12 protein-coding genes and 1 riboswitch are annotated in these 13,012 nt (G+C 55.1%); of the genes, 7 read left to right on the top strand and 5 right to left on the bottom strand.

Annotated elements, in window-relative coordinates:
• Positions 1-12 precede the first annotated feature (12 nt).
• Positions 13-1,647 (top strand): phosphoglucomutase (alpha-D-glucose-1,6-bisphosphate-dependent), encoded by a 1,635-nt coding sequence (gene pgm / locus QMQ05_RS00390; RefSeq protein WP_434063162.1) that lies wholly within the window; start codon positions 13-15, stop codon positions 1,645-1,647.
• Between the two features lie 285 nt (positions 1,648-1,932).
• Here pgm and QMQ05_RS00385 read toward each other — a convergent pair whose 3' ends face one another.
• From QMQ05_RS00385 to QMQ05_RS16935, 5 genes are all read right to left on the bottom strand, one after another.
• A complete protein-coding gene (locus tag QMQ05_RS00385) occupies positions 1,933-2,865 on the bottom strand; it encodes a nucleotidyl transferase AbiEii/AbiGii toxin family protein (RefSeq protein WP_345472084.1) in 933 nt (310 codons plus the stop codon).
• On the bottom strand, positions 2,862-3,404 hold the full coding sequence (locus tag QMQ05_RS00380) for a type IV toxin-antitoxin system AbiEi family antitoxin domain-containing protein (RefSeq protein ID WP_345472082.1): 543 nt from the start codon (positions 3,402-3,404) through the stop codon (positions 2,862-2,864). The genes QMQ05_RS00385 and QMQ05_RS00380 overlap by 4 nt, the downstream gene beginning before the upstream one ends.
• 130 nt (positions 3,405-3,534) lie before the next feature.
• Positions 3,535-4,983 (bottom strand): amino acid permease, encoded by a 1,449-nt coding sequence (locus tag QMQ05_RS00375; RefSeq protein WP_345472080.1) that lies wholly within the window; start codon positions 4,981-4,983, stop codon positions 3,535-3,537.
• A 79-nt stretch (positions 4,984-5,062) separates the two neighbouring features.
• Positions 5,063-6,496 carry an aldehyde dehydrogenase family protein gene (locus QMQ05_RS00370; RefSeq protein WP_345472078.1) on the bottom strand — a complete coding sequence of 478 codons (1,434 nt, stop codon included), beginning with the start codon at positions 6,494-6,496 and terminating at the stop codon, positions 5,063-5,065.
• A 57-nt stretch (positions 6,497-6,553) separates the two neighbouring features.
• Positions 6,554-6,649: a glutamate-cysteine ligase family protein gene (locus tag QMQ05_RS16935; RefSeq protein WP_350340392.1), complete on the bottom strand. Its 96-nt coding sequence runs from the start codon at positions 6,647-6,649 to the stop codon at positions 6,554-6,556.
• Between the two features lie 174 nt (positions 6,650-6,823).
• Between QMQ05_RS16935 and QMQ05_RS00365 the strand changes: the two genes are divergently transcribed.
• From QMQ05_RS00365 to QMQ05_RS00340, 6 genes are all read left to right on the top strand, one after another.
• Positions 6,824-8,194: a hypothetical protein gene (locus tag QMQ05_RS00365; protein WP_345472076.1), complete on the top strand. Its 1,371-nt coding sequence runs from the start codon at positions 6,824-6,826 to the stop codon at positions 8,192-8,194.
• Complete coding sequence (locus tag QMQ05_RS00360; RefSeq protein WP_345472074.1) at positions 8,191-8,556, top strand: GntR family transcriptional regulator; 366 nt, start codon at positions 8,191-8,193, stop codon at positions 8,554-8,556. The genes QMQ05_RS00365 and QMQ05_RS00360 overlap by 4 nt, the downstream gene beginning before the upstream one ends.
• Positions 8,557-8,593: 37 nt before the next feature.
• Positions 8,594-8,688: riboswitch (TPP riboswitch) on the top strand.
• Positions 8,678-9,472 carry a hydroxyethylthiazole kinase gene (thiM, locus tag QMQ05_RS00355; RefSeq protein WP_345472072.1) on the top strand — a complete coding sequence of 265 codons (795 nt, stop codon included), beginning with the start codon at positions 8,678-8,680 and terminating at the stop codon, positions 9,470-9,472. Its footprint overlaps the riboswitch before it by 11 nt.
• Entirely contained in the window at positions 9,465-10,106 is a 642-nt protein-coding gene (gene thiE / locus QMQ05_RS00350) for a thiamine phosphate synthase (protein WP_345472070.1), read from the top strand. Before thiM ends, thiE begins: the two co-directional genes overlap by 8 nt.
• Positions 10,088-11,530: a bifunctional hydroxymethylpyrimidine kinase/phosphomethylpyrimidine kinase gene (gene thiD / locus QMQ05_RS00345; RefSeq protein ID WP_345472068.1), complete on the top strand. Its 1,443-nt coding sequence runs from the start codon at positions 10,088-10,090 to the stop codon at positions 11,528-11,530. Before thiE ends, thiD begins: the two co-directional genes overlap by 19 nt.
• Positions 11,531-11,559: 29 nt before the next feature.
• A complete protein-coding gene (locus QMQ05_RS00340; RefSeq protein WP_345472066.1) occupies positions 11,560-12,837 on the top strand; it encodes a uracil-xanthine permease family protein in 1,278 nt (425 codons plus the stop codon).
• Positions 12,838-13,012: the final 175 nt, after the last annotated feature.

Raw genomic sequence — 13,012 nt, 5'->3', positions numbered from 1 at the left:
TACTATTCTTCTATGAATTCGCATAAAGCGCATCAACCTGAGAGGCAATCTGTGGCACATCTTCGAGCTGGCCAACCAGCTAACGAATCCGACCTGATTAATCTTCAGGAGGTGCTCGACGCCTACAGCGACATCACACCCTCCACTAACAACCCAGACCAGGCAGTCATTTTTGGCACTTCTGGGCACCGTGGCACCTCGCTCAACGGCACCTTTAACGAAGCTCATATCGCCGCTATCACCCAAGCCGTGGTGGACTACCGTGTAGCTGCCGGGATCACCGGTCCAATGTACGTGGGCAAGGACAGCCACGCACTCTCCGAACCGGCCTACCAAACCGCACTTGAGGTACTGGCTGGAAATAACATCGAGGTATTAGCCGAAGACGGCCTGACGCCTACCCCTGCGGTGAGCCACGCAATCTTGGTCCACAACGCCCGTGGCAAGGACCAGGCCGATGGACTGATCATCACCCCATCGCACAACCCACCAACGGACGGAGGCATTAAGTACAATCCTCCGCATGGTGGCCCAGCAGAATCTGAGATCACCGGACCCATCGCAGCGCGTGCCAACGAACTGTTGGCCAGCGGGCAGATCAAGAGAAGCCAAGCTAACGCCAAGCCGTTCGACTTCCGCGAGCTCTACATTACCGACCTAGCTGAAGTCATCGACTTTAAGGCCATTGCAGAATCGGGCATCTCTATCGGGGCTGATCCATTGGGTGGTGCTTCGGTACATTACTGGGGCGAAATCGGACGCCGGTACGGATTGAATCTAGAAGTAGTCAACGAGAATGTTGATCCGCGCTTCGGCTTCATGACCCTAGATAAAGACGGCAAGATCCGCATGGACTGTTCCTCGGCTCATGCCATGGCATCCTTGGTAGCAAATCGCGAAAAATACGACATTGCCACCGGCAATGACGCGGATGCTGACCGTCACGGTATCGTCACCCCGGACGCGGGCTTGATGAACCCCAACCACTTCCTGGCGGTAGCTATCGACTACCTGCTGACCCATCGTGAGAATTGGCCAGCAGATGCGCAGATCGGCAAGACCTTAGTCTCTTCGGTACTCATCGACAAGGTGGTGGCTTCCCATGGCCGTACCCTGCGTGAGGTGCCGGTGGGCTTTAAATACTTCGTTGAACCACTAGCCTCGGGCAAGGTGGCATTCTGCGGTGAAGAGTCTGCTGGTGCTAGTTTCTTAGATTTCAGCGGCAAGGCCTTCAGCACTGATAAAGACGGTCTGATGCTGGCCCTGCTGGCTAGCGAGATGCGCGCTGTGACCGGCAAGAGTCCAAGCCAGTTGCACGCCCAATTAGTCGAGCGCCACGGCTCTAGCTTCTATGACCGCTTTGATGCTCCGGCTAATCGCGAGCAGAAGTCAGTACTGGCAAAGTTGGATCCTTCGATGGTCTCTGCCACCGAATTGGCTGGCGATACGATCACCGCGAAGGTGACCGAAGCAGCTGGTTTCGCCATTGGTGGCTTGAAGGTCTCGAGCGAGCACGCATGGTTCGCTGCCCGCCCCTCGGGTACCGAGGACATCTACAAAATTTATGCAGAATCAACAAAATCACCCGAACATCTGCAGCAAGTGCTCGCAGAAGCTCGGGTGATTGTTGACGCCGCGCTGGCCTAAGTCAAAGATTCACAATCCTTCAGTGGCCTAGTTGCGGAGAATATATCCGCGGCTGGGCCACTACTGCCTTTCGATCGGTTCACCACTCCAAACAGTGGATAGACAGTAATCACTAGGCTAATAACTCGATGATGCCGTCCAGCGAGCCTTCGGGCTACAGTGCGTATGCGGCAGTTTAGCCAGATTCAGCATGCATGGCCGGCCGGCACAGTTCCCCAACCTTTTCTTCCCATGTCGAAAGACAATAGACTCCAGCTGACGCTCGGTCAGACCTGGACATTATGGTTACTGATTGTTTGACCTACTCGGCGTTGAATCATCAATATCCATGATCAATTTTGTGAGCCACTTACGGGCTGCGTCGATGCTTGGAAGTACTAGTGATTCACCACGAACTTGCGTCTCCTTGCGAGCCTCGCTATACGGAATGTCCCAGCCATCCATTGCACGCAATGGTATTGGTGGCCACTTCTGAGAACACCGAAAATCAAACGTGCGCACGCTAAATTTGTGAACTTCAGACAAATCAGGGTCGACACTACACAGGAGCTGTAAATCCACGAGATCATGGGCACGGTTATAAGCGGGGTCAGTTACTGCATGAATTTTCTGTGCAATCTGGAATTCCAGATCGACCAGCTCTACCGGCACTAAATCACCAAAACCAAAATATGCGCCAAGTTCGATAAGCTCACCGTCTAGGACGAGCCGACTATGGGCATGCGGTTCGATCTCTGGATCAGACACCTCAACATCTAGCCCGGCCCACGTGCTACCGAGAAAGGCTAACGTAACCCTGTATGGGTGAATCACATACTGGGGATGAGTAAGCCCAGGGTCATGCCGACGTTGTTTCTTAACTGTGGCGGTGAACGCTACCCGGTCTGGCGCAGCAGGGTTTTTACGCAGTGCGCCCTTTGACGCGGGAACAGTTCCCCAACCTTTTGCCAGCCGCTCACGAAATGCTGATTCAAAGACTTCACCACGTTCCTTAGTAGAAACATCTAAATCTGCGGTAGCTCGTGTACCGCTTTCCCCTAGGCGCAGCTTGATTCCCATGCCGCCTTTGACGGCAACCGCGTCAGGCAACATCTGAGAAATTATGAGCGTACACAGCATTCGACGCACGCGTGCAATGGGAACCCCCAGTTTTTGAGAGGCTTCCTCCATCCTGGCGTTCAGTTGCGCGATGGTCAGTGCTGGAGCAACGGGAATCATGCTAGTTGCCACCATTGACTAAGCCCGCGCATATCGCGATCATCTAGCAATTCACGACGATAAGCTTGGTCAGCCAATGCCTTCCAACGTTCCAATGGCACGCTGTCTCGAATATCTTCCAGAGCCCGTCGGACGGTTGTCGCTGGCACCCCTTCATACCGCGTTACGTCACCGTCTGGTACTTCCGGACGCATCTCCAACTCGACCCATTCGGGGAGGGACCGGCGCACCCTACGGCGGGTCGCCACCCTAATGCGATGCGGGTTGAACTGCCCTAGGCCCAGCAGGTCAAAGACAGCCTCACGATGCAGAAATGCTCCATTTCCAGCCAATGCTAGTGCTACTGCCACTTGGGTGAATTCGGTCATTGGCACACCCAGATGGACATAGACACCTTTGCCGTAGGCGCGAAGGGCGCCTCGGTGTGCAAGTTTACGCACCTCCACGGCAGGAACTCCTGCGTCCTCAGCCTCTGGAATGGTCACCACGCCATGACGTTCTGAGGCAATCTCCCACAAGTCATATCTGTATCCGCGCATTTCGACACCTCCGCCAAAAGCGTACCATTTTCAGTACGGTTTTGACATCAATCCACAACCCCAAGTACAGCAAGGCCGACAGGTCCCAAAATCACAATGGGTCCTGCCGGCCTAGGGGCACAAGAAAACGCTAGTTCAACTTCGCAGTCCATGGGTCGATAACCTCGGTTGGCTGCTTGCGAGTAACCAACCAGTGGCACAGCCACAGCAAGAGGAAGATCGGAAGACCGATATAGCTTGAGGCCATCTGCAGCAGGTTGCCGTCCAGCACCGCCTGATAATTCTGACCGGCGATAACAACCAACAGGATGGCAAAGGCGAGGATGGGGCCCAGTGGGAACAATGGAGCCTTGTACGGCAGATCAGCAAGACTCTGGCCGCTGGCTATATATGCCTTACGGAACTTGTAATGGCTCACCGCAATACCAACCCAAGCAATAAACCCTGATAGCCCGGATACATTCAGCAGCCAGGTATAGGCTTCACCCTGTCCGATAATCGCCGTCAGGAACCCAAAGAGTCCTACCGAGGCGGTCAACAGCATGGCTGGTACGGGTACTCCGCGCTTGTTGAGGCGACCAAAGATCTTCGGTGCCTTACCGTCTTTCGCCATCGAGTAAAGCATACGCGCGGAGGCATATAGGCCAGAGTTACCGGCCGAGAGGATCGCAGAGAGGATCACTGCATTCATCAGGGCCGCAGCGAAGGCAATGCCAGCTCGCTCAAAGACCAAGGTGAATGGTGAAGTCGCAATATCCGAAGCCTCGGATGAAAGTAGCGATGGATCCAGATAAGGGATCAACATACCGATGACAAAGATGGCACCGATGTAGAAGAGCATGATGCGCCAGAAGATGGTCTTGATGGCCTTCGGAACATCGCGCTGTGGGTTTTCCGCTTCACCAGCAGCCACACCAACCAGTTCGGTTCCCTGGAATGAGAAACCAGCGATCATGAAGACTGAAACGATGGAAAGCCAGCCACCGACAAACGGTGCTTCACCGTCGGTCCAGTTGCTGAAACCCGGAGAGGTTCCACCGATGATGCCGAAGATCATCGCGAAACCACACACTAGGAAGACAATCACTGTCACGACCTTGATGGCCGCCAACCAGTACTCGCCTTCACCAAAGGCCTTGGAAGACAGGGCATTAAGTCCGGTGAGCAATACAAGGAAGACCGCGGCCCAGATCCAACCCGGGACGTCTGGCAACCAGTAAGACATCACGATTCCGGCTGCTACCAGTTCAGCAGCGACGGTGATGGCCCAGTTGAACCAGTAGTTCCAGCCAATCGCAAAGCCAAAGTGTCGGTTTACGAAAACCGTGGCGTAGGTCTGGAAGGACCCCGCTACCGGAAGACGCGCACTCATTTCGCCAAGGGATTGCATCAGTAGCAGCACCATGATGCCGATGAGAGCGTAGGCTACGAGCGCGCCACCTGGGCCAGCTTCAGAGATAGTGCCGCCGGACGCGACGAATAGTCCGGTACCAATTGAGCCGCCAATGGCAATCATCTGCATATGGCGAGCTTTGAGGCCACGCTTCAGGCCGTCCTTGGACGGTGCGGGCTCAGTCATGCGTTACATCTCCTGATGCTTAGAAATTTCCAACCTTTCAATCCAAGCACTCTGACCAGTCATAAAGCTATGAACCGCGCTACAGTAAGCGATCAATAATCTTTCGCTTAGCCCACGAATATGGAGGATAAATTGCGCTCAGGGTGTCGACCACCGTGGTTTTGTTGAGTTCTGATCGCATCTGCGAAAGTCGGTCAAAGCCATGTTTGCCGTGATATGAACCCGTGCCGCTAGCCCCTACCCCGCCAAATGGGAGGGTCGGGATAACCATTTGCGCCAACGGAGCGTTGTGCACGATCGCTCCAGCACGAACCCGATCTGAGAATATCGACTGCAGCCGAGGACTCTCACTCATCAGATAGGCCGCCAGTGGAGATGGGCGCTGAGCAATAAATTCCAAGGCTTCTTCGAAGGTCTTGACCTCAACGATTGGGAGTATTGGACCGAAAATTTCCTCGGTCATCAAGGTTCCATCCAGACTGACATTACGCATGATGGTCGGGGCGATACGCAGGGTCTCTTCGTCATACTCACCACCGGCAACCACTTCACCTTGCTCCATCATCGCCAGCAAACGGTCAAAGTGCTGACGGCTGGCAATCCGACCAAAGTCCTGATGGGTTATCGGCTCCTTGCCATAGAAACTGGTGATGGCCTGAGTCAAACGACTGATCAATGGGGCGGCATCACCGATGCACAAGATGTAGTCCGGGGCGACGCAGGTCTGTCCTGCATTCATGAACTTCGCGTAGGCCAGTCTCTTGGCCGTGGCCGGCGAATGGTTATCGACTACTGCCGGGGACTTTCCGCCAAGCTCCAAAGTGGTCGGAGTCAGGTGCTTAGCTGCCGCCATGGCGACAATCTTCGCCACCCGCTCACTTCCGGTGTAGAAGATGTGATCCCAGCGCGCCGCCAATAGTTCGGTCGCGGTGTCTACGCCTCCTTCAATGACAGCGAAGACACGCTCATCGAGATACAAGGGAAGGAACTTCGCTAGGGCTCCCGAGGTTGCTGGGGCAAGTTCCGAGGGTTTGATTACCGCTGCGTTGCCGGCGGCAATGGCCGCCACCAGCGGTGCAAGGACCAACTGCAATGGGTAGTTCCAGGCACCCAGGATCAAAACAACACCCAAGGGACGAGGTTCAATCTTGGCGATAGCCGGTTGTAGCGCGAGTGGCACTTTCACGCCGGTACTGTCCATCCACTCGGCCAGGTGCCTCAGCGCAAAGTCGATTTCTGCGCGCACCACATCAACCTCCGCAAATTTTGCTTCGGTGGGGCTTTTTCCGAGGTCGTCGTTGAGTGCCTGCAAGAAGTCATCAAGGTGCTCTTCCAGCATCTTTTCCAGTGCTCGCAGTTGCTGTACTCGGAAGCGGCGCGGGTGGGTAATTCGCGCGTCGGCTGAACGGCGCAGATGGTTCAGAACCGTGGCAATACGCGACGGATGCTCATCTACCGGAGGGGCGGAATCGCCAACAGGTTCCGGCATTGGAGTGGAAGTAAACAGACCCATGATTTGAGCGTACGGCACCCCGAGGGTTTTTCATCAAATAATTCCTCTCCGCATTCATTATGTATCAAGTGTTTGATACATTAAAGGTCTTCGGGAGGAATACATGGAATCTCTGCCATCACAATTCGGCACGTTTGCGGTAGCTGCACTGATCGTTTATTTTTTGTTGCGGATCTTGGTCCAACCAATGACAGTAACTTGCTCAATAGCGCACGACAGCATGCGTTTTGGTGCGCAATCATTGGCTTCTTCGCCAGCAGCTCATCAAATTGGTTCAGTGATACCATCAACGTTCCAATTGATGAGCAAAGTAGTCTCGATACCACTGTGAGCATTGCAGTGGCAGCCACCCCGGGCGTGTGGATCGCCTTCATCTATATCGCCAGCCAGTACACCTGGCCACGCAAATTAAAACCGCTACGCACCGCGACCCTCACCCCACGTTCCTTGACCAGTCCCATACCCAAGAAGCTAGTGGCTACGTTGCTCATCGTCCTGGTCTTAGCTTGCGTGAGCCTCTACTCGGTTCGGGATGTCACAGCCATTGCACCGGTACCCGAACTTGAAATCAGCACCGATGACTATTACTCCAGCAGCCCTTCGCAGGACGGTTTGCGTGCCGCAGGCGAGGTCCTACCGTTCCTCTATGCGAGCCTAGGATTCCTCATATTGGCAGCGGTGATCGCTTCCATTGTTATTCTTCGGCGCAAACCACTGCCGGGCATCTCACAGCACAACAACCAGCTACTCCGCACCACCTGGTTGAACCGCCTCTACCGCACCGTTACGGTGTCGATCGCGGTCCAGGCCGGAGAAGCACTGCACTACAAGGCCCAATGGTTTCATCATGAGTCCTCGCGCTATATCGATGGGTCCGGTGCAGGTATCGACTACATGGAAAGCATGTCCCGAATCGGCGGCACCTTGGACTCGACAGCAAACTACGCTGTGCTGGGAATTTCGGTCATCATGTTTCTTTGGCAGCCGCCGACAAATTATGAAAATGTCGCGACAAAGAAGAGAACACAGTTCAACAGGCTGCGTGACCAGTTACTCTCACTGCAGTTCGCAACAGCAACGCTCACGTTCGTTGCCCTTTTCATCACTTGGCTATCCCTGCCTGAGATTGATGAATACATGATGCCTACCGGCGAACGTGTAACCTGGATGTTGGTGATTCTCACCGGGGCGGCACTGTTTTATCTTGCCCTCAATGCGTTGTATCTGGGATATGTGAATGCGGTATCACGACAAATTTCTTCCGCCACCAAACATTCTGCACATCTACCCCTGTGGCCATATATTTGTGCCGGATTGTTCGTCGTCACGAGCGTATACTTCTTGATTTTTCCTCCGCTGGACTACTTATGGGGGTTCGTTGCGCCCAGTAAGATTGTTGTCATTGCGTTGGTAGTCGTATTGATCGCTGCGCACCTAGGATTTGTTTGGTTCTCGCGTAGAGCCAACATTGCATGGGAGGTGTCGGCAGACGAGGAAATTTGGTATCGCCGAGTCTTCGAGCTTCGCTCCTTGCGGACCATCACGGCCGCTATCGTTGCGATGTTGGTGGTCGGTTACGAATATCCTGTCCGACTAGATTTTCTCGCAGTCCTAATCTTCTTGTTGCCCGCGGTCATATTCCTTGAACGTCCAGCCGGCGGCGTAGCCAAGTCGCTTCAGAAATCCATCTCCTCATGAGCACGCATATCAGTGTGGATCTTGAGGCGGCCACCGCACCCTATGAACAGATTCGTTCGCAGATTGCTTCACTGATCAATCTCGGGGAACTGGTAGCAGGCAGTAAATTGCCCACAGTTCGCGCACTGGCCACGGATCTTGGTGTGGCTGCCGGAACGGTGGCGCGGGCCTACAAGGAGTTAGAAGCCGAAGGGCTCATTTCCTCTAGACGTCGCGCCGGAACCATAGTGAACGAACTCAGCGAACCGGTTGACGCTCACGAAGACCTCGTGGCAGCGGTAGACCATCTGTGGGAGTTAGCCGCTGCGCAGCAGGTTGATGCCGCCACCCTCAAGGCTTTGGTGGCACGACGTGAACGCTGAGGATTTGTTCTCGGCAACCCTTCTGCGTACTCTCTAAATCAGTGACACGGGGTGTCGGAGACGCCGACTGAGATGAAACCCGTCGAACCTGATCTAGTTCACGCTAGCGGAGGGATGTCGCATGACTCTGCCTACCGTTGCCCAAAAGTATCGGCAACACTCCCCCTTGGTTTTTTGTTTGACGAATACTGTCGTCACCAATTTCACCGCCAATGTTCTACTCGCTTCGGGTGCTTCACCAGCGATGACGGATCTGCCCGGAGAAGCTGGCCCTTTTGCGGCTGTCGCTTCTGCAGTACTGGTCAATCTGGGCACACCAAGTACAGAACAAATGGTGGCCATGGAAGAAGCTGTTCTCTCGGCGAGCGCTGCCGGCACCCCTTGGGTCTTAGACCCGGTGGCCGTGGGTGCATTGCCGGTACGCACCGACTTTGCACGGCGCATCGTGCAGCATCATCCAACCCTGATCCGCGGTAACGCCTCTGAAATCTTGGCCCTTGCAGGCAAGGATTCAAGTGGCCGTGGCGTCGACGCAGCAGATACCGTGCAGGCCGCCTTGGACGCCGGGCGTGAACTAGCCAAGGAGCATGAGTGCGTTGTTGCCATCTCCGGTGAAGCAGACGCGATCATCGATACCAACCGCACCGTGCTGGTGCACACCAACGGCATCGGACTGACCAGAATCACCGGTGGCGGCTGTGCCCTGGGCGCTTTCAACGCAGGCATGCTCGCAGTCCGTGAGGACCCCTTCGAAGCAGCCATCGCAGCCCATGGTTTATATGGCCTAGCCGCAGAAAAGGCCTTGGCTGCAAGCACGGGGCCGGGAAGTTTCGCCGTGGCCTTCCTTGATGCTTTAGCTGCTACGGAACCTGAAGAACTAGAGAATTTGAAGTACGAGGAATTGAACCATGGATAACATCGGCGCCTACCTAGTAGCCAACACCGCCAGCTGCACCCCACGCACCACCCTGGAAGTCATCGAAGGTGCAGTAGCTGGTGGCATCGAATGGATCCAACTGCGAGCCAAAGATGAGACCGCCCGCGAATTCTTCGAATTGACCTGTGCTGCGGCCAAACTGACCGAAGGCAAAGCGAAGCTACTGGTCAATGACCGCATTGACGTGTTCTTAGCGGCTCGCGCCGCCAGTGCGGCTGTCAGTGGAATTCATATTGGGCAGAAAGACATCCCAGTGCGCCTGGCACGCCAGATCATCGGTGAAGGCATCATCGGGTTGAGTGCTTCAACCGATGAACAGTTGGCACAGGCCAACCTAGACGCTGAGGTCATTGACTATCTTGGAGTCGGTGCGGTCCGCGCTACCCCCACCAAGAAGGATCATCCCACCCCAATTGGTCTTGACGGGTTTGCTCGGGCAGCATCGTTGACCGAACTGCCCTGTGTCGCTATTGGTGCAATCACCGCACAAGATGCGCAAGCGATCCGTGCCGGTGGAGGAAATGGTCTGGCCGTGGTCCGAGCCGTTTGTAACGCTCAAGACCCGCAGTCTGCCAGCGAGCAGCTCGTTGCAGCATGGGCGGCGGCACAGTGAAAAATATTCTCTCTATCGCCGGCTCCGACCCCTCCGGAGGCGCAGGTATTCAGGCGGATCTGAAGGCCATTGCCGCCAATGGTGGTTACGGCATGTGTGTAATCACCGCCTTGACCGCTCAGAATACGCAGGGCGTGAGCGCTGTACAGGCCATTGATGGGCACTTTGTGCTTGCTCAGTTAGAAGCTGTGAGCGCAGATGTACAGATTGATGCCATCAAGATTGGCATGCTCGCCAATACTCAGGTCATTCTCGCGGTCAATGATTGGCTCGATACCGTGGATGCGCCGGTCGTTCTTGATCCGGTCATGGTGGCCACCAGCGGGGACCGACTCCTCGATGATGATGCTGCGCTTGATTCCCTGCTGGACCGTGCTTCGGTGATCACCCCCAATTTGTTGGAGCTCGCTAGTCTCCTGCGTGAGCCGGCCGCTACCCAGTGGTCCGAGGTTCTTGAGCAAGCCCAGCGTCTGGCTGCCAAGCATGACGCACTGGTCTTAGCTAAGGGTGGGCATCTTGATGGTGAGGTGTGCCCCGATGCATTGGTCTCTGCCCAGGGCGTGCTGGCCGAGTTCAGTAACCCGCGCCATCACACCAAAAATACCCATGGCACCGGATGTACCCTGTCCAGTGCTTTGGCTACCATCTTTGCATCGAGCCAAGACTGGGTCAGCGCACTAGAGCAGGCCAAGGCTTACCTCTTCCGCGCTATTGTCGCTGCCGATGAACTACATGTGGGTAGTGGGCACGGCCCGGTAAACCACTTTGTGGACTTCTTTGGCACCGTTGATCCGATGGATCAGTGGTGGCAACAGATTCAAGGGTTACGCGACTCCATCGATAACTTGGAGTTCATTAACCAGCTGGCCGATGGCACCCTCAAAGCAGCGGACTTTGGATACTATTTGGCGCAGGATGCCTTGTATCTGCAGCGTTACGCGCAGGTATTGGCTGAGGCCAGTGCCCTCGCACCAGATCTTGAGGCGCAGCGTTTCTGGGCTCACTCGGCCAGTGAGATTCTTGAAGGTGAACTGCAGCTGCATCGTAATTACCTGGTGGAAGGTAGTGCGAACCCCAGTGCCACCACGTTGAACTACGTGAACCATTTGTCGGCATCCAAGCAAAGCTACGCTGAGCTAATTGCGGCGATCTTGCCGTGTTATTGGCTTTACCAAGACATTGGTAAGCGGCTGGCCTCGGCCAATCATGAGGACCATCCGTATAAGCAGTGGCTGGGCACCTATGCATCAGATGAGTTTGACCTCGCTACCGAGCGGGCCATCAACATGGTGCGCAGTGCGTGGCAGCTCGCGGATCCGGGATTACGTGAGCGCATGCGCTTGTCCTTTGTCCGTTCGGCTGAGCATGAGGTGGCTTTCTTCGATCAAGCGCGACTGAACCGAGTAGAATTTTCTACGGTCTAAAACGCGCGGGCCACAACCTGGAGGATTGTATGAGCTGGAGCATTCACGGCAACGGAAAAACCATCACGGCAGGCGAGGTGGTTGCCCCGGAGGAAAGACTGCACTGGCCACAAACAATCTCCATTGGTACCCAGCATATTCTGGCCATGTTCGGCTCAAGTATTCTTGTGCCCACCTTGACCGGTTTCCCGGTCACCACCACCTTGTTGTTCACCGGCTTGGCCACCATCATCTTCTTGTTGATGACCAACAACAAAGTCCCCAGCTACCTGGGCTCATCGTTTGCGATGATCGCTCCGGTCATCTCGACCACCCAGTCGCACAGCATGGCTGGTGCCCTTGGTGGCATTGTGATGACCGGTGCACTGCTCTTTGTGGTGGGTTTGATTGTGCAGGTGACTGGCACGGGCTGGATCCACGCGCTGATGCCTCCGGTGGTGATGGGTACGATTGTCGCGTTGATTGGCCTGAACCTGGCCAGCGCAACCTTGACCCCAATGACCGATTTCCCAGTCACCACGTTCCTGACGGTGATTTTCACGGTATTGGCCACCGTTGCCTTCAAGGGGCTGCTGGGGCGCTTGTCGATCCTTGTGGGTTTGGTTCTTGGTTATTTGGTGGCTTTGCTTCAGGGCCAGATTGATTTTAAGGCCGTGGGCGAAGCGCACTGGATTGGCCTGCCCCAGTTCACGACTCCGAGCTTCCACCTTGATACCGCGCTAATGTTCCTTCCGGCAGTCTTTGTCTTGATTGCCGAGAATATTGGGCACGTGCGCACTGTGGGCGTGATGACCGGAAAAGACCTGTCGAAGTTCAACGGCCGTGCGTTGATGGCCGATGGCGCAGCTAGTATTGTTGCCGGATTTGGTGGCGGTTCGGCCACCACCACCTACGCCGAAAATATTGGTGTGATGGCGGCATCTCGCGTGTACTCCACCGCGGCCTATTGGGTGGCGGCCATTGCGGCCATGGCCTTAGCCTTCTTGCCAAAGTTTGGTGCGCTGGTGGGCACCATTCCAGTGGGCGTAATTGGTGGTTTGGGCATTGTCTTGTACGGCATGATCGGTATTGTTGGCGCCCGTTTGTGGATTGAATCCAAGGTTGATTTTGGCAATCCTATCAACCTGATGACTGCTGGCACCGGGCTGATTATCGCTATCGCGGTCACCAGCGAAATTACCTTTGGTCAGTTCAAGCTCGGCGGCATCGCGCTGGGATCAATCGCCACCTTGGTGGTCTTCCACCTGATGCGTGCGGTAGCCAAGTTGCGCGGAAATGACCTGGCCAAGGAATCCACGGAGTCTTAAGAGTTTTAAAAATTTTTTTCCATCGGCCGGTGCCGCGAATTAACTCGCGACACCGGTCGATTTTTTTGGACAATCTCCCGGCTGGTTAGGCATGAGAGAAGTCGCATCGAAGTACCTCCTGAACGAATCATGTAAGGACTCCTTCCAAAATGTGATGGTTCTCCCACCAAAAACT

It is taken from the genome of Glutamicibacter sp. B1, assembly GCF_039602135.1.
In the GTDB taxonomy this organism is placed as follows: Bacteria; Actinomycetota; Actinomycetes; order Actinomycetales; family Micrococcaceae; genus Glutamicibacter; species Glutamicibacter ectropisis.
Note: the sequence above shows the minus strand (reverse complement) of the source record. Positions and strands in the feature narration are given on the sequence as shown.

What these genes read in the sequence shown, in the direction of transcription:
- pgm (WP_434063162.1), top strand. Translation starts at nt 13, where the DNA reads ATGAATTCGCATAAAGCGCATCAACCTGAGAGGCAATCTGTGGCACAT.
- QMQ05_RS00385 (WP_345472084.1), bottom strand. Translation starts at nt 2,865, where the DNA reads ATGATTCCCGTTGCTCCAGCACTGACCATCGCGCAACTGAACGCCAGG.
- QMQ05_RS00380 (WP_345472082.1), bottom strand. Translation starts at nt 3,404, where the DNA reads ATGCGCGGATACAGATATGACTTGTGGGAGATTGCCTCAGAACGTCAT.
- QMQ05_RS00375 (WP_345472080.1), bottom strand. Translation starts at nt 4,983, where the DNA reads ATGACTGAGCCCGCACCGTCCAAGGACGGCCTGAAGCGTGGCCTCAAA.
- QMQ05_RS00370 (WP_345472078.1), bottom strand. Translation starts at nt 6,496, where the DNA reads ATGGGTCTGTTTACTTCCACTCCAATGCCGGAACCTGTTGGCGATTCC.
- QMQ05_RS00360 (WP_345472074.1), top strand. Translation starts at nt 8,191, where the DNA reads ATGAGCACGCATATCAGTGTGGATCTTGAGGCGGCCACCGCACCCTAT.
- thiM (WP_345472072.1), top strand. Translation starts at nt 8,678, where the DNA reads ATGACTCTGCCTACCGTTGCCCAAAAGTATCGGCAACACTCCCCCTTG.
- thiE (WP_345472070.1), top strand. Translation starts at nt 9,465, where the DNA reads ATGGATAACATCGGCGCCTACCTAGTAGCCAACACCGCCAGCTGCACC.
- thiD (WP_345472068.1), top strand. Translation starts at nt 10,088, where the DNA reads ATGGGCGGCGGCACAGTGAAAAATATTCTCTCTATCGCCGGCTCCGAC.
- QMQ05_RS00340 (WP_345472066.1), top strand. Translation starts at nt 11,560, where the DNA reads ATGAGCTGGAGCATTCACGGCAACGGAAAAACCATCACGGCAGGCGAG.